The 19,755-nt window shown below is 55.6% G+C and carries 20 protein-coding genes; 10 read left to right on the forward strand and 10 right to left on the reverse strand.

The features are described from left to right. Window positions 1-12 precede the first annotated feature (12 nt). Window positions 13-1,068, forward strand: a complete 1,056-nt coding sequence (locus tag DXB44_RS02320) for an XdhC/CoxI family protein (protein ID WP_118657600.1) — start codon at window positions 13-15, stop codon at window positions 1,066-1,068. Continuing rightward, a complete protein-coding gene (yqeB, locus tag DXB44_RS02325; protein ID WP_118657601.1) occupies window positions 1,065-1,880 on the forward strand; it encodes a selenium-dependent molybdenum cofactor biosynthesis protein YqeB in 816 nt (271 codons plus the stop codon). The genes DXB44_RS02320 and yqeB overlap by 4 nt, the downstream gene beginning before the upstream one ends. A 74-nt stretch (window positions 1,881-1,954) precedes the next feature. Here yqeB and DXB44_RS02330 read toward each other — a convergent pair whose 3' ends face one another. The 3 genes from DXB44_RS02330 to DXB44_RS02345 all read right to left on the reverse strand — a co-directional run bounded on the left by DXB44_RS02330 (window position 1,955) and on the right by DXB44_RS02345 (window position 3,127). Next, the gene (locus DXB44_RS02330; RefSeq protein ID WP_118657602.1) at window positions 1,955-2,149 is read right to left on the reverse strand and encodes a DUF3873 family protein; all 195 of its coding nucleotides are present in this window, start codon (window positions 2,147-2,149) and stop codon (window positions 1,955-1,957) included. Window positions 2,150-2,309: 160 nt separating this feature from the next. After that, a complete protein-coding gene (locus tag DXB44_RS02340) occupies window positions 2,310-2,813 on the reverse strand; it encodes a DUF2812 domain-containing protein (RefSeq protein ID WP_118657603.1) in 504 nt (167 codons plus the stop codon). After that, complete coding sequence (locus DXB44_RS02345; protein WP_118657604.1) at window positions 2,810-3,127, reverse strand: helix-turn-helix transcriptional regulator; 318 nt, start codon at window positions 3,125-3,127, stop codon at window positions 2,810-2,812. Before DXB44_RS02345 ends, DXB44_RS02340 begins: the two co-directional genes overlap by 4 nt. A 252-nt stretch (window positions 3,128-3,379) precedes the next feature. Here DXB44_RS02345 and DXB44_RS02350 point away from each other — a divergent pair, with 252 nt between their 5' ends. From DXB44_RS02350 to DXB44_RS02375, 6 genes are all read left to right on the forward strand, one after another. Then, a complete protein-coding gene (locus DXB44_RS02350; RefSeq protein WP_097780335.1) occupies window positions 3,380-4,375 on the forward strand; it encodes a PhoH family protein in 996 nt (331 codons plus the stop codon). Between the two features lie 23 nt (window positions 4,376-4,398). Beyond that, window positions 4,399-4,890, forward strand: a complete 492-nt coding sequence (ybeY, locus tag DXB44_RS02355) for an rRNA maturation RNase YbeY (RefSeq protein ID WP_005925846.1) — start codon at window positions 4,399-4,401, stop codon at window positions 4,888-4,890. 46 nt (window positions 4,891-4,936) lie between these two features. Beyond that, on the forward strand, window positions 4,937-5,872 hold the full coding sequence (gene era, locus DXB44_RS02360) for a GTPase Era (RefSeq protein ID WP_055184371.1): 936 nt from the start codon (window positions 4,937-4,939) through the stop codon (window positions 5,870-5,872). A gap of 218 nt (window positions 5,873-6,090) precedes the next feature. Beyond that, window positions 6,091-6,840: a DNA repair protein RecO gene (gene recO, locus DXB44_RS02365; RefSeq protein WP_055184372.1), complete on the forward strand. Its 750-nt coding sequence runs from the start codon at window positions 6,091-6,093 to the stop codon at window positions 6,838-6,840. 15 nt (window positions 6,841-6,855) lie between these two features. Beyond that, window positions 6,856-9,270 carry an endonuclease MutS2 gene (locus DXB44_RS02370; protein WP_055184374.1) on the forward strand — a complete coding sequence of 805 codons (2,415 nt, stop codon included), beginning with the start codon at window positions 6,856-6,858 and terminating at the stop codon, window positions 9,268-9,270. 263 nt (window positions 9,271-9,533) lie between these two features. Further along, the gene (locus tag DXB44_RS02375) at window positions 9,534-10,244 is read left to right on the forward strand and encodes an N-acetylmuramoyl-L-alanine amidase (protein ID WP_243111009.1); all 711 of its coding nucleotides are present in this window, start codon (window positions 9,534-9,536) and stop codon (window positions 10,242-10,244) included. A gap of 683 nt (window positions 10,245-10,927) precedes the next feature. Here DXB44_RS02375 and DXB44_RS02380 read toward each other — a convergent pair. From DXB44_RS02380 to queA, 7 genes are all read right to left on the reverse strand, one after another. Then, entirely contained in the window at window positions 10,928-12,136 is a 1,209-nt protein-coding gene (locus DXB44_RS02380; protein WP_118657606.1) for a tyrosine-type recombinase/integrase, read from the reverse strand. A gap of 15 nt (window positions 12,137-12,151) precedes the next feature. Then, window positions 12,152-13,555, reverse strand: a complete 1,404-nt coding sequence (gene radA, locus DXB44_RS02385) for a DNA repair protein RadA (RefSeq protein ID WP_081028373.1) — start codon at window positions 13,553-13,555, stop codon at window positions 12,152-12,154. Window positions 13,556-13,629: 74 nt separating this feature from the next. Then, entirely contained in the window at window positions 13,630-14,376 is a 747-nt protein-coding gene (locus DXB44_RS02390) for a hypothetical protein (protein ID WP_118657607.1), read from the reverse strand. 41 nt (window positions 14,377-14,417) lie between these two features. Then, on the reverse strand, window positions 14,418-14,816 hold the full coding sequence (locus tag DXB44_RS02395; RefSeq protein WP_118657608.1) for a TIGR04086 family membrane protein: 399 nt from the start codon (window positions 14,814-14,816) through the stop codon (window positions 14,418-14,420). 66 nt (window positions 14,817-14,882) lie between these two features. Then, entirely contained in the window at window positions 14,883-15,200 is a 318-nt protein-coding gene (yajC, locus tag DXB44_RS02400) for a preprotein translocase subunit YajC (protein WP_005925879.1), read from the reverse strand. A gap of 74 nt (window positions 15,201-15,274) precedes the next feature. Next, a complete protein-coding gene (gene tgt, locus DXB44_RS02405) occupies window positions 15,275-16,420 on the reverse strand; it encodes a tRNA guanosine(34) transglycosylase Tgt (protein ID WP_055184384.1) in 1,146 nt (381 codons plus the stop codon). Window positions 16,421-16,519: 99 nt separating this feature from the next. Then, window positions 16,520-17,548 carry a tRNA preQ1(34) S-adenosylmethionine ribosyltransferase-isomerase QueA gene (gene queA / locus DXB44_RS02410; RefSeq protein ID WP_118657609.1) on the reverse strand — a complete coding sequence of 343 codons (1,029 nt, stop codon included), beginning with the start codon at window positions 17,546-17,548 and terminating at the stop codon, window positions 16,520-16,522. A gap of 166 nt (window positions 17,549-17,714) precedes the next feature. On the opposite strand from queA, the gene asd reads away from it, so the two are divergent. Then, the gene (asd, locus tag DXB44_RS02415; protein WP_097780241.1) at window positions 17,715-18,797 is read left to right on the forward strand and encodes an aspartate-semialdehyde dehydrogenase; all 1,083 of its coding nucleotides are present in this window, start codon (window positions 17,715-17,717) and stop codon (window positions 18,795-18,797) included. 44 nt (window positions 18,798-18,841) lie between these two features. Then, the gene (gene dapA, locus DXB44_RS02420) at window positions 18,842-19,735 is read left to right on the forward strand and encodes a 4-hydroxy-tetrahydrodipicolinate synthase (protein ID WP_112089891.1); all 894 of its coding nucleotides are present in this window, start codon (window positions 18,842-18,844) and stop codon (window positions 19,733-19,735) included. Window positions 19,736-19,755: the final 20 nt, after the last annotated feature.

Genomic DNA, 19,755 nt, shown 5'->3' on the forward strand with positions numbered 1-19,755 from the left:
AGAAAAACACCAATGAACAGACAAACGCTTGCAGACGTTCTGCAAGATACAAACCAGACCGGCAGCTATACGCTGGCTACCGTGCTGGAAGGTGCAGAGACGGGCAGTCAGCTGCTGCTGCGGGACGGTGCCGTTGTGTGGCAGACCCAGAGTACCGAGCTTTTGCAGCGCCAGCTTTCAGCCCTGCAAGCCTGTACCGCCACAGGCTTTCTTACACTGGACGGGCGGCGGGTATTTGCCGAGCGCTTTGGTGCTGTGCCGCAGCTGGTAGTCTGCGGCGGCGGTCATGTGGCTGCTGCTCTTGTAAAGCAGGCAAAGCTTCTCGGTCTGCCGGTGCTTGCCATAGACGACCGGGAGGAATTTGCCCAACAGCTGCGCGCCGCCGGAGCGGATACCGTGCTTTGTGCCCCCTTTGCACAGGCACTTCAAAATGTGCCCGGCGGGGCAGAGACCTATTTTGCAGTGCTGACCCGCTCCCACGCCTTTGATTTGGATTGCCTTACTCAGATTTTGCAAAAACCTGCGGCCTATGTGGGCATGATGGGCAGCCGTGGTCGTGCCGCACTGGTGCGCCGTCAGCTGTTGGAGAAAGGGCTGGACAACCAGCGAATCAATGCACTCTGCGCGCCCATTGGCCTTGCCATTGGGGCGCAGACCGCTGCGGAGATCGCGCTTTCCATTCTGGCGCAGATCGTGCAGGTCAAGAATGCCCGCCCCCAGACCGAGGGCTATCCCGTCACATTGCTGGATGCGATGGTGCAGGCAGAAAAAGCCAGCACCCCGGCGGTGCTGGCTACCATTGCTGCGCGGCACGGCTCCACTCCACGGGATGTGGGCGCAAAGATGCTCATTATGCCCGATGGCAGTACAGTTGGCAGCGTGGGCGGCGGTATTATGGAGCATTACACGGTACAGGCTGCTCAGAAGCTGTTGGCACAGGCTACGCCCGTTCTGCAATGCCTGCAGCTTTCGGCTGACGGCAAAAACGAGGATGCGGCCATTGCTGCCTGTGGCGGCTCCATGGAGGTGCTGTTGCAGACACTTTTCCCCGGGGAGAAAGCAAAATGAAAAAGGATGCCTTAATTATCGTGCGCGGCGGCGGCGACCTTGCCACTGGAACCATCCACCGGTTGTGGAGCGCCGAGCTGCGGGTGCTGGTACTGGAAACGACACAGCCCGCGGCCATCCGCCGTCAGGTGGCCCTGTGTGAAGCAGTGTATGAAGGCGAAACAACTGTTGAGGGTCTGCGCGCTGTCCGCATTGAAACATTAGAGCAGGCGCAGTCTGTCTGGGCGCAGAGCGCTGTTCCGGTGCTCGTTGACCCGGAGGGAGCCTGTATTGCCCGAGCAAAGCCTGATGTCGTGGTAGACGCCATTCTGGCTAAGCGGAACCTTGGCACCCGCCGGAATATGGCACCGCTGACCATTGCCCTCGGTCCCGGCTTTGTTGCTGGGCAGGACGTGGACGCCGTGGTGGAGACCAAACGCGGCCACCGGCTTGGACGGATCATTCGGGAGGGAAGCGCTATCCCCAATACCGGCATCCCCGGCATTATTGGCGGGTACGGTGCAGAGCGGGTGATCCATGCACAGGCTGGCGGTGTTTTTATGAATGTGCGTAAAATTGGCGATTTTGTAGAGAAGGGTGAAACTATTGCTACCATCCGCACCCCGGATGGGAAAGATATCCCGGTCACTGCACAAATTTCCGGTATTCTGCGCGGATTGCTGCGCAGCGGCTATCCGGTCACACCGGGCTTTAAGATCGCGGATATTGACCCCCGGCGGGAGGAACTTTCCAACTGTTTCCTGATATCGGATAAATCCCGCTGCATCGCCGGCAGTGTACTGGAACTTGTCTGTGCACAGGTGTGGCAGTAAAGCCTGTATAAAAAATAACCCCTGCCGTTTTGCGGAAAGGTCTGCAAATACGGCAGGGGTTTTAAGGTTCTATGTTAGTTGCGGTAGCAGCGGTCCTGTCCTACAAGCCAGTTTTCGCACAGGCGCTGGGCTTCCTCAAGACTGCGGCTCTCGCAGTCAAAGAAGACACCGCGCATGGAACAGTAGGAGTAGTGCACCTTAGAAACGCCGTTACCATCCTTGAAGCGCTCGTATCGTTCTTCACCGGGCATCAGAAAAAGCTGTTCCATGGTTCCTTCTCCTTTGTTTTCAAGCAGTATAAACGGCCGCCGGGCGGCGGCACACAACGCTTGCTATTGTATCACGATGGAGATCGGTTTGCCATTGTCTTTTTATCCAAAGATACGCCAGCTTTTTCTCTGCGGTTGTGTCAAAGAAGGGCTTGACAAATCATTCGTGCAAACTGCGTTCCTTTTCCAGCGCTACTTTCATGCCGTGGATACGCCCCAGTGCATAGGAGAGCATTGCTGCGCACAACAGGTTCAGCCAGCCGTAGCGAGCCTGATTTAAAGAGTTCGTTATACCAAGGATCAGATTTGCCAGACAGAGCAGGGAAAGCATCCGATTGATGCGGCTCAGGTGCGTCAGACGGGAGTCGATATCCGAGAGCAGCTCAAAGCTGCCAAGCTCCGCTTTCCGACGGAAGTACACCCAGTTGACACAGCCGCCGATATACTCTGCACCCAGTTCCTTTACAAAGGCGCGGTAATCGCTGCTGGGGTTCATCTCCAAGCGGATGATATATTCGCCCGGTTCGCAGCGTACAAAGGTATAAAAGGAAAACCCGGTATTGTCCAGTACCCAGCCCTCCTGCGCCATCTCGTTCAGCCAGCGCTCTTCTTTTTCAAAATCCCACACAAAGAAAAGCTTGAAAACGGTTTTCTTTTCCCTCATAAGGTTTCCTCCTTCAGGATGCTTTCACCATTTGCCACAAGCTGCTGCAAGCGGGCAAGCTCATGCTTTAAAACCTGTACGCCCTCTCCGGTAAGCTGGTATTCCTTTTTACGGCTGCCGCTCTCAGCAGGCAGGGGACGGATCCAGCCTTTTTCGCACAGAGAGGTCAATGCACCATACAGCGTCCCGGCGGCAAGATGGACTCTGCCGCCGGAAAGCTGCTCCGTCTGCTGCATGATGCCATAGCCGTGCTGTGGATGGTAAAGAGACAACAGGATGTAATAGGTTGATTCTGTCAATGCAAGGTTTTCCATACTGAAATACTCCATGGATTCTATCGGACGTCTTTATATCGTCAACCGATATATCGTGCTTAAAGTATATCGTCATCCGATATACTTTGTCAAGCGTTTTCAGAAAAAAGTCATCAAAAAGCTTTAAGACACAGTTCGTATGGAAAAACCGATGGAATGTAGGAAAATATTTTGTGCACTTTTCATAGTTTTCTTCTGAAGATTTTGGTGGTACAATATAGTCATCAAATTCTGCAATTCGGGAGGAGCTCCATGGCGGAAAAGTGTATTGAACTGGATAGTGTAGAGATCGCAGCGGCTGTTTTTGGCAACTGCGACCGGAATATTCGCTTGTTGGAAAAAGAGTTTTCGGTCACCGCTGTCTGCCGCGGTACACAGCTGCGCATTTCCGGCGAGCCTGCCAACGTGGCCGCTGCGAACCGCGCCGTGGAGGGAATGCTGCTTCTGATCGAGAACCGCACCCCGCTGGAGGATCAGACCGTGCACTACTGCATCAGTTTGGCGCATGATGGCGCGGAGAAGCGGGTAAAGGAGCTGACCGAGGATTTTGTTACTGTCACGGTCAAGGGACGGCCAATCCGCCCCAAAACGCTGGGACAGAAGGAATACCTGAGTGCTATCCGCTCCAATGCCATTACCTTCGGTGTCGGCCCGGCGGGTACTGGCAAGACCTATCTGGCCGTTGCCATGGCAGTGAAGGCCTTCAAGGCCAAGGAGGTATCCCGCATCATTCTGACCCGCCCGGCGGTGGAGGCAGGGGAGAAGCTGGGCTTTCTGCCCGGTGACCTGCAGCAGAAGGTAGATCCCTATCTGCGGCCGCTGTACGACGGCCTGTTTGATATGCTGGGCGCAGAGACCTACGAGCGTCTGGTGGAAAAGCAGATCATCGAGGTTGCTCCGCTAGCCTATATGCGCGGGCGCACACTGGATGATTCCTTTATCATTCTGGACGAGGCGCAGAACACCACCCCGGAGCAGATGAAAATGTTCCTTACCCGTATGGGCGTAGGCTCTAAGGTGGTCGTTACCGGCGATGTGACCCAGATCGATCTGCCGGGCAGCACCCGCAGCGGTCTGGTGGACGCGCTAAAGGTGCTGAAGGATGTGAACGGCATTGCACAGTGCTACTTTACCGATAAGGACGTTGTGCGTCACCGGCTGGTGCAGGAAATCGTTAAGGCTTACGAGCGTGCGGCCCATCCGGCTGCCGAAGCGGAAAATAAAGAAAACAAAAAGAATTTTAAGTAACCCTTTGAAAGGAGTGGACCGATATGTCCAACAAAGTTTTGATCACCAACTCCCAGAAAGCTGTCAAGGTGCCCTCTGGGCTCCGCATCCTCATCCGCCGTGCCTGCAATGCCGTGCTGGAATATGAGCATTTCGACCGCCCCGCCGAGATCAGCGTTACCTTTGTGGACAACGCTGCCATTGCCGAGCTGAATAACCAGTACCGCAACAAGCCCATGCCCACCGATGTGCTGAGCTTTCCTCTGGGCGAGAATGGCAAGTATGATATCGATGAGAATAACGGCTGCATGATGCTGGGCGATATTGTCATTAGCATGGAGCGTGCCATGGAGCAGGCGAATCTGTATGGGCATCCGCTGCAGCGGGAGGTAGCCTTTTTGACCGTTCACTCCATGCTGCATCTGCTGGGCTACGACCACGAAAACGGCGGTCTGGAAGCCATGCGCATGCGCGAAAAGGAAGAGGCTGTGCTGCTGCAGCTGGGTCTGCCCCGCACGGTCAGCTACACGGAATGATATTCCTTCACTGCAACAGAACATAAAAACAAGACAGGAGTTCACTTTGAGTACTACAACACCCGTTCAGGAGCATTACGACACCTCCTCTGTATTCGTTGCTGTCATCGGACGGCCGAACGTGGGCAAATCCAGCCTGACGAACCTCTTGGTCGGCGAAAAGGTGGCTATCGTCACCTCCAAGCCCCAGACGACCCGCACCCGCATCACCGGCGTGATCACCCGGGGGCCGCTGCAATATGTGCTGCTGGATACCCCCGGTGTGCACAAAGCTCACAATAAGCTGGGCAAACGCATGGATAAGACTGCCAGCGATTCCATTGCGGATGTGGATGTTTCCATGATGCTGTTCGAACCCTACGGTGCACTGAACGAATCCGAGATGGTGCTGGTGGAGGCGCTACAGCGCAGCGGCCCGGCCATTGCGGTCATCAACAAGACCGACCTTGTGAAAGATCCTGCCGACCTGGAAGCCCGCAAGGCAGAGCTGAAGGCGCTGGGTGTATTTGATGCAATCTACACTATCAGTGTGCGCAACAAGGAGGGCAGCGAGGAGCTGTTCGATGCCTTGAGCCGCTATGCCGTGGAAGGCCCCCATTACTTTGATGACGACGCCTATACCGATATGCCGGAAAAGGAGCTGGTGGCCGAGGTCATCCGCGAAAAGGCACTGCTCTTTATGCGGGATGAGATCCCGCACGGCATTGCAGTGGTGGTTGAGCGCTTCAAGGAGCGCCCGGGCACAGACCTGATCGACATTGATGTGAACATCTACTGCGAGCGGGAGAGCCATAAGGGCATGGTCATCGGCAAGGGCGGTGCCATGCTTAAAAAGATTGCCAGTGCTGCCCGCGCCGACTGCGAGGAGTTCTTGGGCTGCCGGGTCAATTTGCAGTGCTGGGTCAAGGTAAAATCCGACTGGCGGGACAACGAATTTTTGCTGAATAACTTCGGCTTCAAGCAGAATCCATCCAACCGCTGAGCGCTGCCAAAGCAGGACAGTTTTCCCTTGTATGCTGTGCTAGAATCAGGCTGACACTATAATAAAAGCAGCCTGTGTACAGGAAAGGGAAGGAGTGCTGAAAATGGATGCTGCTGCAAGCTGGCAGGCCTTTGCCTGCACGGGGAATATTCTCCGTTATCTCGATTACAAACAACGGGTGCAGCTGCCCGCCGAGCATCCGGCAGGAGAAACGGACGATGGAACCATTTGTGACCATGGGTCTGGTACTGAAGGAGACCCGTTATAGAGAAGCAGACCGTATTCTGACGATCCTTACCCCGAAACTGGGTGTGATCACGGCAATGGCTGCAAACAGTCTGCGACTGAAAAGCAAGCTGTTCAGTGCCTGCGGGCTGTTCTGCTATTCAGAGTTTACGCTGGTGCCCGGACGCAATATGTATACCGTGCGAGAAGCCGAGGTGCAGAACATCTTCCACGGCATTTCCTCTTCCATTGAAGGGGTAAGCCTTGCCATGTATCTGACAGAACTTGCTGCTGCGCTTTCGCCTACCGGCGAGGAAGCTGCCCGGGAATTGCGTCTAGTGCTGAACAGCCTGTATATGATCAGCGAGCATCGCACCGACCTGCGGGTGATCAAGGCAGTATTTGAGCTGCGCACTATGAGCGAGTGCGGCTTTATGCCGCAGCTGGTCTGCTGCCGGGATTGCGGCACCTACGATGAAGGAGATGCCTTTTATCTGGACGCACAGGAAGGGCATCTGCTTTGCGCGTCCTGTGCGGCAAAGGCAGGCAAGAACTGCAATCTGGACAAGGCTGCGCTGTTTGCGCTGCGCCACATCTGCTTAGTAGAGGACAAAAAAATATTTGCATTCAAGATCTCTGTGGGCAGTCTGGCAAAGCTTTCCACAGTGGCTGAAAACTATGCCCTGACGCATCTGGATAAGCCGCTGAAGAGCTATGCCTTTTTGAAAAGTGTGCTGCCCTGACCAAAAAGGAACAGTATGGAAACAAGCTACTTAAAAACATTAGAACTGGATAAGATCATTGCCCGTGCAGCAGAGGGCTGCGTATGCAAGGAAGCCCGTGCCATGCTGCTGGCTATTGAGCCGCAGTGCGACCCGGATGAGGTGCGCTATGCACTGGAGCAGACAGATGCCATCAACACCCTGCTGATCAAAAACGGCTCACCGCGCTTTGGCGGAGTGGAAGGGGTCAGTCAGCTTGCCGCCCGTGCCGTAAAGGGCGGTGTGCTTTCCATGGGCGAACTGCTGATGGTGGCTGGTGCGCTGCGCAATTTTCAGCACCTGACTAGCTGGTACGGCTCCTCCGAGCACGACGCGCTGCCGACCGATGATCTGTTTTACGCACTTGCACCGGAACCGGGTCTTGAGCAGCAGATCTCAAGTGCCATTCTGGCACCGGACGCCATGGCGGATACCGCCTCCCGCACTCTGGCAGAGCTGCGCAAAAAGATCCGAGCCACCGAAAACAGCATCCGCGACCGGCTGGAAAGCATGGTGCGCAATATGGACACCTCTAAATACCTGCAGGAAAGCGTGGTTTCTATGCGCAACGGCCGGTACGTTGTGCCGGTCAAGAGCGAGTACCGCGGCGAAGTGAGCGGTATCATCCACGATGTATCCTCTACGGGCGCTACGGTGTTTGTAGAGCCGCAGGCTGTGGTGGAGGCGAATGCCCGCATCCTGCAATACCGTGCACAGGAGGCGCAGGAGATCGAGCGCATTCTGGTGGCCTTTACCGCACAGGTGGCCGCCATTGAGCCGCAATTCCAGTACAGCTACAAGGCCATGCTGGAAATCGACATCCTACTGGCGAAAGCGCGGCTTGCGCTGGAACTGAAAGCCTTCAAGCCCGCTGTGCGGACGGATTCTTCTTTTAACCTGATCCGTGCCCGCCACCCGCTGATCGACCCGCAGAAGTGCGTTCCTGTGGATATTGCACTGGGCGGGGAGTATGATTCTCTTATCATCACCGGCCCGAACACCGGCGGTAAAACAGTTACCCTGAAAACCGCCGGTCTGCTGTGTGCCATGGCGCAGTGCGGCTTTCTGATCCCGGCTGACGAGCGCAGCGAGATTTGCGTATTTGATGAATTTCTGGTAGATATTGGCGATGAGCAGAGCATTGAGCAGAGCCTTTCCACCTTCTCCGGCCACATGAAAAAAATCACCGGCATTCTGGAACTGGCCATGCCGCACACCCTTGTGCTGCTGGATGAACTGGGTGCCGGCACCGACCCCGCCGAGGGCGCTGCGCTGGCAGTTGCCATCATTGAGGAGCTGCGACGCCGTGGCGTTCTGCTGATGGCGACCACCCACTATGCAGAGCTGAAGGTCTTTGCATTGGAAACGAAGGGCGTGGTCAATGCCAGCTGCGAGTTTGATTTGGAGACCCTGCGCCCAACCTATAAGCTGAGTGTGGGCGTACCGGGAAAATCCAATGCGTTCCTGATCAGCGAAAAGCTTGGCATCCCAAGCCGCGTCATTGAGGCTGCCCAGCAGCATCTGTCTGCCGAGGATAAACGTCTGGATGCAGTTCTGGGTCAGCTGGATGATCTGAAACTTCAACTGAAAGAAAGCCAGAACGAGGTGGAACAGCTGCGCAACGAAGCCTCCCATCAGCTGGAAGCTGCCCGTAAAAAGCGGGACGAGCTGATCCAGCAGGGCGAGAATGAATTGGAAGCTGCTCGTGCCAAGGCGCGCACGCTGGCACAGCAGGTGGAAACACAGGCCTATGCGCTGACCGACGAGCTGCGCCAGCTGCAAAAAGATGAGCGCATGAGCGCCCAGCAGAAAGCGCAGCGTGCCCGCGAGATTGCCAAAAAGGAGACCGAAAAGCTGTTTGCCGGTACGGAAGTGGTGCATAACCCCGTTAAGGAGTTTGTGCCACTGAAGGAGGTAAAGGTAGGGCAGGAGGTCTGCATTGCAGAGCTGAACCAGCTGGCCACCGTTCTGGCGCTGCCTGATAAAAACGGCGATGTGCTGGTGCGCGCCGGTATCATTAAGACCAAGGTACCCCTCAAGGGCTTGAAGCAGCCGGAAAAGCTGGTAAAAGAACCCACTGCACCAAAAACCAAGGCGCAGCAGCGGTATTCCCGCCTGACAGGCGATACCAACCGTCCCAACGGCAGGGTAGAGCGCGTACAGCGTACTGCCAAAATGGAGTGCAACCTGCTGGGACTTACGGTGGACGAGGCACTGTCGGAGGTGGATTCCTTTATCGACCGCGCCATCCTGAACGGACAGACGGTGGTCTATCTGATTCACGGCAACGGCACTGGCGCGCTGCGCACTGCCATTCATAAGCATCTGCGCGGCAACCGCATGGTCAAAAGCTTCCGTCTTGGTCGTTACGGCGAGGGCGAAAGCGGTGTAACGGTTGTAGAACTGAAATAACCCAGTAAAGACTGTCTTTTGAAAAATTGGCAGTCTTTTTTTGTTGCAGAGCAGGGAAAAGGCGAGTATACTCGTATTATAAATGTAAAACGAACAGGAAGTAAAACTTTATGCCAACCAGTCATCGCAGACACGCAAATAAGCATAGTAAACGCAAAACGCACCGCCGCAAAGCCCAGCGTCGGATTTTGCATGGACTACTGCTTGTTTTTGCGGCATTGATGCTCTGTTTCGGCCTGTTTTTATGGAAAGCGGCGCTGGAATTGAACGCACCCGCAGAACCCGCAGTCTCGTCCGCAGAGGATGATTTTCGTCCTGTGGTGGGCGACCCGCCGTACCGGGTGGCAATAGATGCCGGACATGGCGGCAGCGACCCGGGCGCAAGGGGAGTAGTCGAGGAAAAACAGATCACCGCAGCAACGACTGCTGCGCTGCTTCAGTGGTTAGAAGAGGATTCTAATTACATTCCGTTGCAGACCCGGGAAAGTTTTGATGAAACCGCGACACCTGCCCAACGTGCAGCCACCGCCAGTGCCCAAAGCCCGCAGCTGTTGCTGTCCATCCACGGCAACTCCGCAGCCAATGGCTCTGCGGCATCCGGCTTTGAATGCTATCCGGCAGTGCCCGGACGTACATGGCATCAGGAAAGCTTTTATTTTGCAAGACTGCTGGCCGGTGGAATGCAGAGCATCGGTGCAAAGCTGCGCGGACGTGGAGGAGTGCGGTACATTTATTATCTGGAAAACGACCAGAAGCAACTGGTGGAGAACACCTACACACAGGTACGGCCTGAGCGCAGCTTTACGCTGCTGGAAGATGTGGATTGTCCGGCAGTGTTGGCAGAGCAGTGCTTTGTAACGAATGCCGAGGATGTAGAGCGCTTTGGCAGCGAGGAGAGCTGCAAGACTGTGGCGCGCATTTATTACGAAGCCATCTGTGCATATTTCGGCACAGAACCGCTGCCGGTGAAATGAACATCGCATCACCGAAGCAGAAGAAACAATACTACTTTTATAACATGACCTGTAACGCACTAGAACAGCCAACCGCAGGCAGAAAGTCAAACGCTTGAACATACTGGTAATATGTCCAGCGGCGTAGAAGCGCGCGTGTGCAAACTGAAAAGCATCCACAGAAGCTGCCGGAAATCTGACAGAAAGAGAGAAGGGCAGCTTCTGTTTTTTTGATTACTGCTGTTTCGTATAATGCACGTTATGCGAAACTTAGGGAAGTGAAAAAAGCCAACTTCCCGGATTTTTGGCGTCTCAGCCTCGGCTGGCTCATTTTTTGGCTTGGCTTAACCGTTCTGCGCATTCTGCACTTTTTATTATATTTTATTGTTTTATTTGTCTCACGCTTACAGATACTTCCTGTGTTATGTGCTGCCGAATCGGTTCGATTATTCTTGCAGCGTCTTTGCGTTTGCTTTATAATGTTTCATGCTGCGTTTTATGATTTACAGTTTGCGGCTGTGGTTGATCATTCCAGTTGATTTTTGTGTGGACATGGCTTAGTACGTTTCTACCAGAATCTTCTGAGGACGCTCCTGTATGGCTGCTGACTGCTTACATTGTAAATTATAAAGACCCATGGCAGCATCCAGTCAAACCGGGTCGCGCCATGGGTCTTTGAACCGTCTTAAACGTTTTGTGTAGGTTTAAGTATTGCTTGATGAATCGTCAGTTTCTTCGATAGACATTGCCGAAATATCTGCCCGAAAGCCATCCTGTGCAGCGCCCTTAAAGGCGGTCATTGGGCCGGACGGTTCAGAAGCGTCCTCTCTCGCCGTGGCATTTTCGGCAGATGTCTCCCCTGCTGTTTCTGTTGTATCCAAGCTTGCTTTTGTAGCTTTTATGGGCAGTACCTTGCCCAGCGGATTTTCTTCAATGGCAGAGCGAACCTGAAATTCTTGTAGGTGCGTATAAATTTGCGTTGTTCCGACGCTGCTGTGACCCAGAAGCTGCTTGAGGGTAAGGATATCCACATTGCCGGTTTGATACATCAACGTAGCGGCAGTATGGCGCAGCTTATGGGTGGAAAAACCCTTCAGTCCGGCAGCCTTCATTGCGCCGGAGATCAGCTGTTCTACCCTGCGGTTCGAGATACGCTCCTTGCGCATCCGCGTAATGAACACGGCTTTTTCCTTGGGTGAAAGCCCTTCCATAGTATTGCGCTTGCGCAGATACAACTGCAACGCCTCCACGCAGGCATCGTTCAGGTAGACCATGCGTTCCTTATGGCCTTTGCCAAATAGGCGGATCTGTCGCTGCTCTAAGTCAATGTCTCCAAGGTCCATACCTACCAGCTCTGCAAGGCGCATACCGCAGTTGAGGAACAGCACCACCATGCAGTAGTCCCGCTCCGGGAAATCGCTCTGGGTCTGGGTGCTCTCCAAAAGCGAGATGGACTGCTCTGCCGTCAGGTACTTGGGCAATACTTTATCCTGCTTGGGCGGACGGATAGCCGCCGTAGGGTCCTCGGATAGGCGGTTGACCTGATTGACCAGATAATCATAAAAGCCGTGCAGGCTGGCCAGCCGCCGGGCGGTAGAGGATTTTTTGTTGCCGCACTCCCGGTTTAAAAAGTACAGATATTCGTAGATATCCTCTTTTGTTATGCTGCCCCAAAAGGCCGTATCCAGCCCTTTGGGGTCGATCTCCTTAAACTCTGCATCTGCGGCCACAAGCCCGCGGCGGCGCTTCATAAAGCGGCTGAAGGAGCGTAGGTCACAGTAATAACTGAACGCTGTATTGGCGCTTTTGCCGGCGATCACTTCAAGATAACGCACATATTCTACAATATCCGGGGCGGCATCCTCAAAGGGTGCATGCTTGCCGGGATTTCTTTCGTCCAGATAAATCGACATAGGTTCCTCGTTTCATCACAGGCGGTCATTTTTTAGCGCATTGATGGCATCTGCAATATACGCCGCACCGACCAGCTTCATGCCGGGATAGTCTGCGGCATTCAGGTGCGCAAGACTGTGCTTGGGAATGACCGCCCGCTCAAAGCCGATACGCTCTGCCTCGTGCAGACGCTGTTCCAGATTGGGCACGCTGCGCACTTCCCCGCCCAGACCTACCTCGCCAATGGCGATAAGCTTATCGCTGACCGGGCGATCGAGCAGCGAAGAGACCATGCTCAGACAGACTGCAAGGTCGCAGGCGGTATCCCGCAGTGCAATGCCGCCCACGATATTGACATAGACATCCAGATTGCCAAAAAAGTACCCTGCCCGCTTTTCCAGCACGGCGATCAAAAGATTCATGCGGTTATAGTCGTATCCACTGCAAGCACGGCGAGGTGCCGGGAAATTCGTCTTGGTGGCAAGTGCCTGTATCTCGCTCAGAATGGGACGGCTGCCCTCCATGGTGCAGGCCACACAGTTGCCGGAAACCCCCAGCGGACGTCCTTCCAATAGCATCTGGGAGGGGTTTTCGATCTCGGCAAGTCCTGTGCCGGTCATATCGAACATTCCCAACTCATTGGTGGAGCCATAACGGTTTTTGGCTGCCCGCAGAATGCGGTACGGCAGCATCTTGTCGCCCTCAAAGTAGAGCACCGTATCCACGATATGCTCCATGACCTTGGGGCCTGCAATTGCACCATCCTTGTTCACATGACCCACGATGAACATTGGAATTTCCTGCTTTTTGGCGACTGCCAGCAGCCGCGCGGCGCTCTCCTTCACTTGACTGACGGTGCCGGACGAGGACGAGATATCCATGCAGCGCATGGTCTGGATAGAGTCGATGACCACAAGGTCCGGCTTTTCCTTTTCGATCAGACCGCAGATCTCATCCACGTCATTTTCCGCCGCCAGAAAAATGTTATCCTGCGGTACCTTCAGCCGCGCTGCACGCAGCTTGACCTGCCGGACAGACTCCTCGCCGGTGATATACAATACGCTGTGCTGGTTGGAGATGGCGCCGCACAGCTGTAACAGCATAGTGGATTTACCCACGCCCGGCTCACCGCTCAAAAGCACCACGCCGCCCAGCACGATGCCGCCGCCCAATACGCGGTCCAGCTCCGAGATACCAGTCAGGATGCGGCTTTTTTCCTCCGTGGTGCTGATCTCTGACAGCCGCCGGGCGGTCAGGGTGGTCACGCCCTCCTGACGAGCCGCAGCAGCCTGCCGGGCAGCAGGAGTCCCCGCCTTGGGTGCCTCGGCTACAACGTCCTCGTTCATGGTATTCCAGCTGCCGCAGCTGGGGCAGCGCCCCATCCAGCGGGGGCTTGTCTCTCCGCAATTGGAGCATACATAGACGGATTTTAGTTTCATGTCTGTCCCTCATTTATTATGGTCTTTTGTTATTGTAACACACTGTGCCAAAACCCGCAAGAAAAGGATGCCGTTCACAGGCGGCTGCCCAGATACGAAAGCCCTGCCGCCGCGCCGCACAGCGGCAGCAGCACCACCATAGTCAGCAGATATTGTCCAAGCAGTGCCTGTACCCCGGGGCGGGCTTGTCCGCCGGGATGCCTGCGGAAGGAGTAGGCGTGGATCCGGCTGCTGACCTGCAAAGCACAAGCCCCGAAAAAGCACAGACAGCCGCTTGCTGCTGCCGCCGGCAGGCCTGTCCACGGCAGCGCCAGAAGTACCGTTTTCCATCCGCCTGCGGCGCAAAGCTGTACCATAAGCAACCCGCTGCCCAAACCGTACAACATCATGCTGCCAAAGATCATCACTGGCCCAAGGGCAGACAGCCCCAATACCAGAAACAGGCTGACCACAAGGCCGAGAGCCAGATATTCCATGCCGAAAAGCTGTACCGCCCCCTGCATACTGCCCGGTGCAAACAGCCCTTGCCATGCTTCCAGATAATACTGCAGCAGTTCTGCCTGCCGGGCATCGCATACGGCCTGCAATACACCGGCTGCCGAACTCCCCAGCAGAAAGGCCGCAGCCAGCAGCCAGCAATCCCGGGTGGCGTGCCGCTTTGACGGGATGCAGGGTTCTTTTTGCGGCAATTTCTCTACGGTTTCCGGTGCGGTTTCCGGTACAGTCGGCAGAGTGGGCTCCGCTTTCTGCACCGGCAGGCTGACCGTCTGCGGCAACAAAGACAAGGCTTCTTCCGGTTTGGTTTGTTCATAGATCCACATACGCTGTTTTCCCCTCTGATGTATTCGATTTGCCAGATTGATCAACGAAGTGCATGCCTGCGGCTGCGCAGGGTGACGCCAAACAGCCCGCCAATGCAGCCGCAGAGCAGCACCGCCAGAATGCGGCACACCACAGCAGACTCGGCGACTGTGCCGTTCCATACAGCAGAAAGCACAAGCGGTGCCGCCAGAAATGTACTTTGAAGCAGTCCTGTCAACAGACCGCGCGCCTTTTTTCGGAACGCTGCCGCCAGTGCACACAGCAAACTGCCCATGCATACGGCTGTTGTGGCAAGTATCGGCACTACGCTGCCGGAGCAGCCCTGCCCGGCCATCAGCTGCGCAAAACCGGCCAAAGCTGCCGCTGTTACAGCTACCCCCAACGCTCCGAAAAGCAGAAACGAAAGAAGTTCCGCCGGGAAACCTCGAGATTCAGACATAACAAAACCGCCTCCCTGCACATAGTCTATGCAGGGAGGCGGTTCACGTATGCACGGTGTAAACGCTTACTTCTTGTCGGCAGGAGCCTTGTCCATGTTCAGCTTTTCGACCGAAGAGATAGCAGACTTGGTGAAGCGGATCTTCACGCGGTCAGCGCCGGTCTCCAGAACAAAGGTGTCGTCCTTGATAGCGACAACGCGGCCAATGACACCGCCGATGGTAGTGACCTGATCGCCGATCTCCAGACTGCTGCGCATAGCGGCATCCTTCTTTTCCTGCTTCTTCTGGGGACGATAGATCATGAAGTACAGCAGGACCAGCATCAGTGCCAGCGTGAAGAACAGGCTGATATAGCCTTCGGACGTGGTAGTCAGAAATTGCATGGGGCAAAATCTCCTCTCAAAAATTCAGATAATGCTATTATACCCTCTTATCGGCCTTGTTGCAAGGCTAAAGTTTAAATTCGGGTATCCAGAAGCTTCACGTATCTGTCGTGGAAGGCGGTAAAGGTACCGGCATCCAGTTCATCCCGGATACGCTCCATCAGGTGGTTGTAGAACCACAGATTGTGCATCACGGTCAAACGCATACCCAGCATCTCGTCTGCCTTGAGTAGATGCCGGATGTAGGCACGGGAGTAATTACGGCACACCGGGCAGCCGCAGGCGGGGTCGATGGGACGCTCGTCCCGCTCGTACTTGGCATTTTTGATGTTGATGATGCCGCTCCATGTGTTCAGGTGACCATGGCGGGCGTTGCGGCTGGGCATAACGCAGTCAAACAAATCCACACCACGGGCTACGGCCTCGATGATGTTGCCGGGTGTGCCGACGCCCATCAGATAGCGGATCTTGTCCTTGGGCATGTGCGGTTCCACCTGACTGATCATCTCATACATCACTTCGGTGGGCTCGCCCACAGCCAGACCTCCAATGGCGTAGCCGTCCAACTCCAGCTCTGCGATCTGTTTCATGTGCTCCACGCGCAGGTCTGCATAGGTACAGCCCTGATTGATGCCGAACAGCAGCTGATCCGGGTTGACAGAGATGCCCTCGTGCTTCAGGCGTGCCATCTCAGCCTTGCAGCGCTTCAGCCAGCGGGTGGTGCGCTCGCAGCTGTCCTTGGAGTAATCGTGCTGGGCGGGGTTCTCCACACATTCATCAAAGGCCATGGCAATGGTAGAGCCCAGATTTGCTTGGATCTGCATGCTCTCCTCCGGGCCCATGAAGATGCGGTGACCGTCCAGATGGGAGGCGAAGGTCACGCCCTCCTCGGTGATCTTGCGCAGCTTTGCCAGACTGAACACCTGAAATCCGCCGCTGTCGGTCAGGATAGGCCCATTCCAGCGGGTGAACTTGTGCAGACCACCCATATCCGCTACCAGCTTATCGCCGGGACGCAGATGCAGGTGGTAGGTGTTGCACAGCATAACCTGCGCGCCAATATCCTTCAGATCCTGCGCCGATAGGCCGCCCTTGATGGCACCGGCGGTGGCAACGTTCTGAAAGGCAGGGGTCTGCACCGTGCCGTGCACGGTTTTGAACTCGCCCCGCCGGGCGTTATGCTCCTGCTTGAGCAGGGTGTAGGTCGTCAAAGAAGGCATGGTCTTTTCCTTTCTGCGCACGGAAAACAGCCGTGCAGCCTCGATGCAGGCCGCAAGCCTGCAAGTTATCAGAATAATCGTAACAACATTATGCTGTAATTACAAAATAAGCATCGCATCGCCAAAGGAGAAGAAACGGTACTTCTCTGCCACGGCTACCTCATAGGCGTGCATAGTCTTTTCGTAGCCGTACAGAGCGGACACCAGCATGATCAGGGTGCTCTCCGGCAGATGGAAGTTGGTGATCAGACCGTCGATGCAGTTGAACTTCACCCCCGGGTACAGGAAGATGGAGGTGTTGCCGCTGCAAGCCTTGATCTCGCCGTACTTGGCAGCGGCGGCCTCCAGTGTGCGGCAGCTGGTGGTGCCCACAGCGATGACCCGGTGGCCTGCGGCCTTGGTCTCACGGATGCGGCGGGCGGTCTCCTCGCTGATGGAGTACCACTCGCTGTGCATCTTGTGGTCGGAGATCTCGTCCTCCTGTACAGGGCGGAAGGTGCCCAGACCAACGTGCAGTGTGACCTCGGCAATGCCGACGCCCATGGCGCGGATGGTGTCCATCAGCTCCGGGGTAAAGTGCAGCCCGGCGGTGGGAGCAGCTGCGCTGCCCAGCTCCTTGGCGTAGACGGTCTGATACTGGCTCTGATCCTCCAGCTGCTTTGTGATGTAGGGCGGCAGCGGCATCTTGCCAAATTCATCCAGCTTTTCATAAAGCGTTTCGGTATCATAATAGAATGTAACGTACTTGTTGCCGTCCTCCATGGTCTCGTCCACCACAGCGGTCAGGCTTCCGTCGCCAAAGCTTACCTTTGTGCCGGGCTGCATCCGCTTGCCGGGCTTTGCCAGGCACTCCCACTGGTCGCCCTTCACCTGCCGCAGCAGCAGCAACTCGCATACGGCACCGGTAGGCTGCTTGACGCCCACGATGCGGGCGGGCAGAACCTTGGAATTGTTCACCACCAAAAGATCCCCCGGCTCCAGAAATTCCGGCAGGTCGCGGAACACCTTGTGCCGGATGCTGTCGTCCTTTTGGCTCAGAACCATCAGCCGTGCCGCATCCCGCGGGGACGCAGGTTCCTGTGCAATGAGCTCTTTGGGTAAATCATACCAAAAATCTTTTTTTAACATACTGTGCATTTGCCTTTCCGATGATTGACACGGACAACGTATCAATGATATCATAGAATCTGTATAAACAGTATCTATTATATTGCATCGCTGTCCGGTTTGCAAGCCGTGTTGTGCACAATGATAAGATTTGCTGTTTTGTTTTTTGAAAGGAAAGGTGCTGGAAATGGAAAGACAGTATAAAGTGGGTATTGTAGGCGCAACTGGCATGGTGGGTCAGCGTTTTGTGACTCTGCTGGAGAATCATCCCTGGTTCAAGCTGACCGTACTGGCCGCATCCGGCCGCAGTGCGGGCAAGAGCTATGAGGATGCAGTAGGCTCCCGCTGGGCCATGACCACTCCCATGCCGGAAAGCGTGAAGAAGATGACCGTTCTGGACGCTTCCAAGGTGGAGGAAGTGGCTTCGCAGGTGGATTTTGTTTTCTGCGCTGTCAATATGCCCAAGGACGAGATCAAGGCACTGGAGGAAGCATACGCCAAGGCTGAGTGCCCGGTGGTCTCCAACAACAGTGCCCATCGTTTCACCCCGGATGTTCCCATGGTGGTTCCCGAGATCAACGCCGACCATATCGAGATCATTCCTGCCCAGCGCAAGCGTCTGGGTACCAAACGCGGCTTCATCGCAGTCAAGTCCAATTGCAGCCTGCAGAGCTATGTACCCGCCCTGCATCCCCTGATGAAGGACTTTGGCGTGAGCAAGGCACTGGTGTGCACTTATCAGGCCATTTCCGGCGCAGGCAAAACCTTTGACCGGATGCCCGAGATCGTGGACAACGTGATCCCCTACATCGGCGGCGAGGAGGAAAAGAGCGAGCGCGAGCCGCTGAAGCTGTGGGGCCACATCGAGGGTGACCAGATTGTCAACGCCGAGAAGCCGGTCATCACTGCACAGTGCTTCCGTGTGCCTGTTTCGGACGGCCACACTGCAGCCGTGTTTGTAAGCTTTGACAAAAAGCCCACCAAGGAGCAGATGCTGGAAGCATGGGCGAATTTTCGCGGCCCCGCACAGGAGCTGAACCTGCCCAGCGCCCCCAAGCAGTTCCTGCACTACTTTACTGAGCCGGATCGTCCGCAGCCCAAGCTGGATCGCAACACCGAAAACGGTATGGCAGTATGCATCGGCCGTCTGCGGGAGGATACCCTGTTTGACTACAAGTTTGCCTGCATGAGCCACAACACCCTGCGTGGTGCTGCCGGCGGTGCTGTGCTGCTGGCCGAGCTGCTGGCAGCAAAGGGCTATATGGACTAATGCCTGAATTTTTGCGCGATACACGCAGCAAAGGAGTTTTTACTATGAAGAAGCCTGTCTTTACCGGTGCGGGTGTTGCCATCATCACCCCGATGTACGAGGACGGAAGCATCAACTTTGACGAGCTGGGCCGCATTATCGAGGATCAGATTGCCCGCCACACTGATGCCATCATCATCTGCGGCACCACCGGCGAGTGCTCTACCATGACCGATGAGGAGCAGCTGGCCGCCATCAAGTTTGCCGTGGATACGGTCAATCACCGCGTACCGGTCATTGCCGGTGCCGGTTCGAACGATACCGACCACGGCTGCGCACTGGCAGCAAAGTCTGCTGCCTGCGGTGCCGATGCCCTGCTGATGGTCACCCCCTACTACAACAAGACCTCACAGGCCGGTCTGGTGGCGCACTTTACCGCCATGGCTGAGGCTGGCGGCATCCCGGTCATCCTGTATAATGTGCCCTCCCGCACGGGTCTGAACATTGCACCCGAGACCGCTCTGGAGCTGAGCAAGCACCCGCTCATCAACGGCATCAAGGAGGCCTCCGGCAACATCTCTCAGGTGGCCAAGGTAGCTGCACTGTGCGGTGATGCGCTGAATATCTACTCCGGCAATGACGATCAGGTGGTTCCCCTGCTGGCACTGGGCGGCAAGGGCGTTATCAGCGTGGTGTCCAATGTTGCGCCGGAGCTGGTGCATAACTGCTGTCAGGCTTTCTTTGACGGCGACACCGCCAAGGCCTGCGCTTTGCAGCTGGAAATGCTGCCGCTGGAGGAGGCTCTGTTCTGCGAGGTGAACCCCATTCCGGTCAAGTACGCCATGAACGTGCTGGGCTGGAACGCAGGCGAATGCCGTCTGCCGCTGGTAGAACCCAGCGATGCCCACAAGGCAAAGATCGAGCAGGCTTTGCAGGCTGCTGGTCTGATCAAGGAATAAAAAGCGTACAGAATGCCCGG

It is taken from the genome of Faecalibacterium sp. OM04-11BH, assembly GCF_003482185.1.
Lineage (GTDB): Bacteria > Bacillota > Clostridia > Oscillospirales > Ruminococcaceae > Faecalibacterium > Faecalibacterium tardum.

Bases quoted from the DNA above. Each gene is read 5' to 3' on its own strand.
- DXB44_RS02320 (WP_118657600.1), top strand. From the start codon at position 13: ATGAACAGACAAACGCTTGCAGACGTTCTGCAAGATACAAACCAGACC.
- yqeB (WP_118657601.1), top strand. From the start codon at position 1,065: ATGAAAAAGGATGCCTTAATTATCGTGCGCGGCGGCGGCGACCTTGCC.
- DXB44_RS02330 (WP_118657602.1), bottom strand. From the start codon at position 2,149: ATGGAACAGCTTTTTCTGATGCCCGGTGAAGAACGATACGAGCGCTTC.
- DXB44_RS02340 (WP_118657603.1), bottom strand. From the start codon at position 2,813: ATGAGGGAAAAGAAAACCGTTTTCAAGCTTTTCTTTGTGTGGGATTTT.
- DXB44_RS02345 (WP_118657604.1), bottom strand. From the start codon at position 3,127: ATGGAAAACCTTGCATTGACAGAATCAACCTATTACATCCTGTTGTCT.
- DXB44_RS02350 (WP_097780335.1), top strand. From the start codon at position 3,380: ATGGCGGAAAAGTGTATTGAACTGGATAGTGTAGAGATCGCAGCGGCT.
- ybeY (WP_005925846.1), top strand. From the start codon at position 4,399: ATGTCCAACAAAGTTTTGATCACCAACTCCCAGAAAGCTGTCAAGGTG.
- recO (WP_055184372.1), top strand. From the start codon at position 6,091: ATGGAACCATTTGTGACCATGGGTCTGGTACTGAAGGAGACCCGTTAT.
- DXB44_RS02370 (WP_055184374.1), top strand. From the start codon at position 6,856: ATGGAAACAAGCTACTTAAAAACATTAGAACTGGATAAGATCATTGCC.
- DXB44_RS02380 (WP_118657606.1), bottom strand. From the start codon at position 12,136: ATGTCGATTTATCTGGACGAAAGAAATCCCGGCAAGCATGCACCCTTT.
- radA (WP_081028373.1), bottom strand. From the start codon at position 13,555: ATGAAACTAAAATCCGTCTATGTATGCTCCAATTGCGGAGAGACAAGC.
- DXB44_RS02390 (WP_118657607.1), bottom strand. From the start codon at position 14,376: ATGTGGATCTATGAACAAACCAAACCGGAAGAAGCCTTGTCTTTGTTG.
- DXB44_RS02395 (WP_118657608.1), bottom strand. From the start codon at position 14,816: ATGTCTGAATCTCGAGGTTTCCCGGCGGAACTTCTTTCGTTTCTGCTT.
- yajC (WP_005925879.1), bottom strand. From the start codon at position 15,200: ATGCAATTTCTGACTACCACGTCCGAAGGCTATATCAGCCTGTTCTTC.
- tgt (WP_055184384.1), bottom strand. From the start codon at position 16,420: ATGCCTTCTTTGACGACCTACACCCTGCTCAAGCAGGAGCATAACGCC.
- queA (WP_118657609.1), bottom strand. From the start codon at position 17,548: ATGTTAAAAAAAGATTTTTGGTATGATTTACCCAAAGAGCTCATTGCA.
- asd (WP_097780241.1), top strand. From the start codon at position 17,715: ATGGAAAGACAGTATAAAGTGGGTATTGTAGGCGCAACTGGCATGGTG.
- dapA (WP_112089891.1), top strand. From the start codon at position 18,842: ATGAAGAAGCCTGTCTTTACCGGTGCGGGTGTTGCCATCATCACCCCG.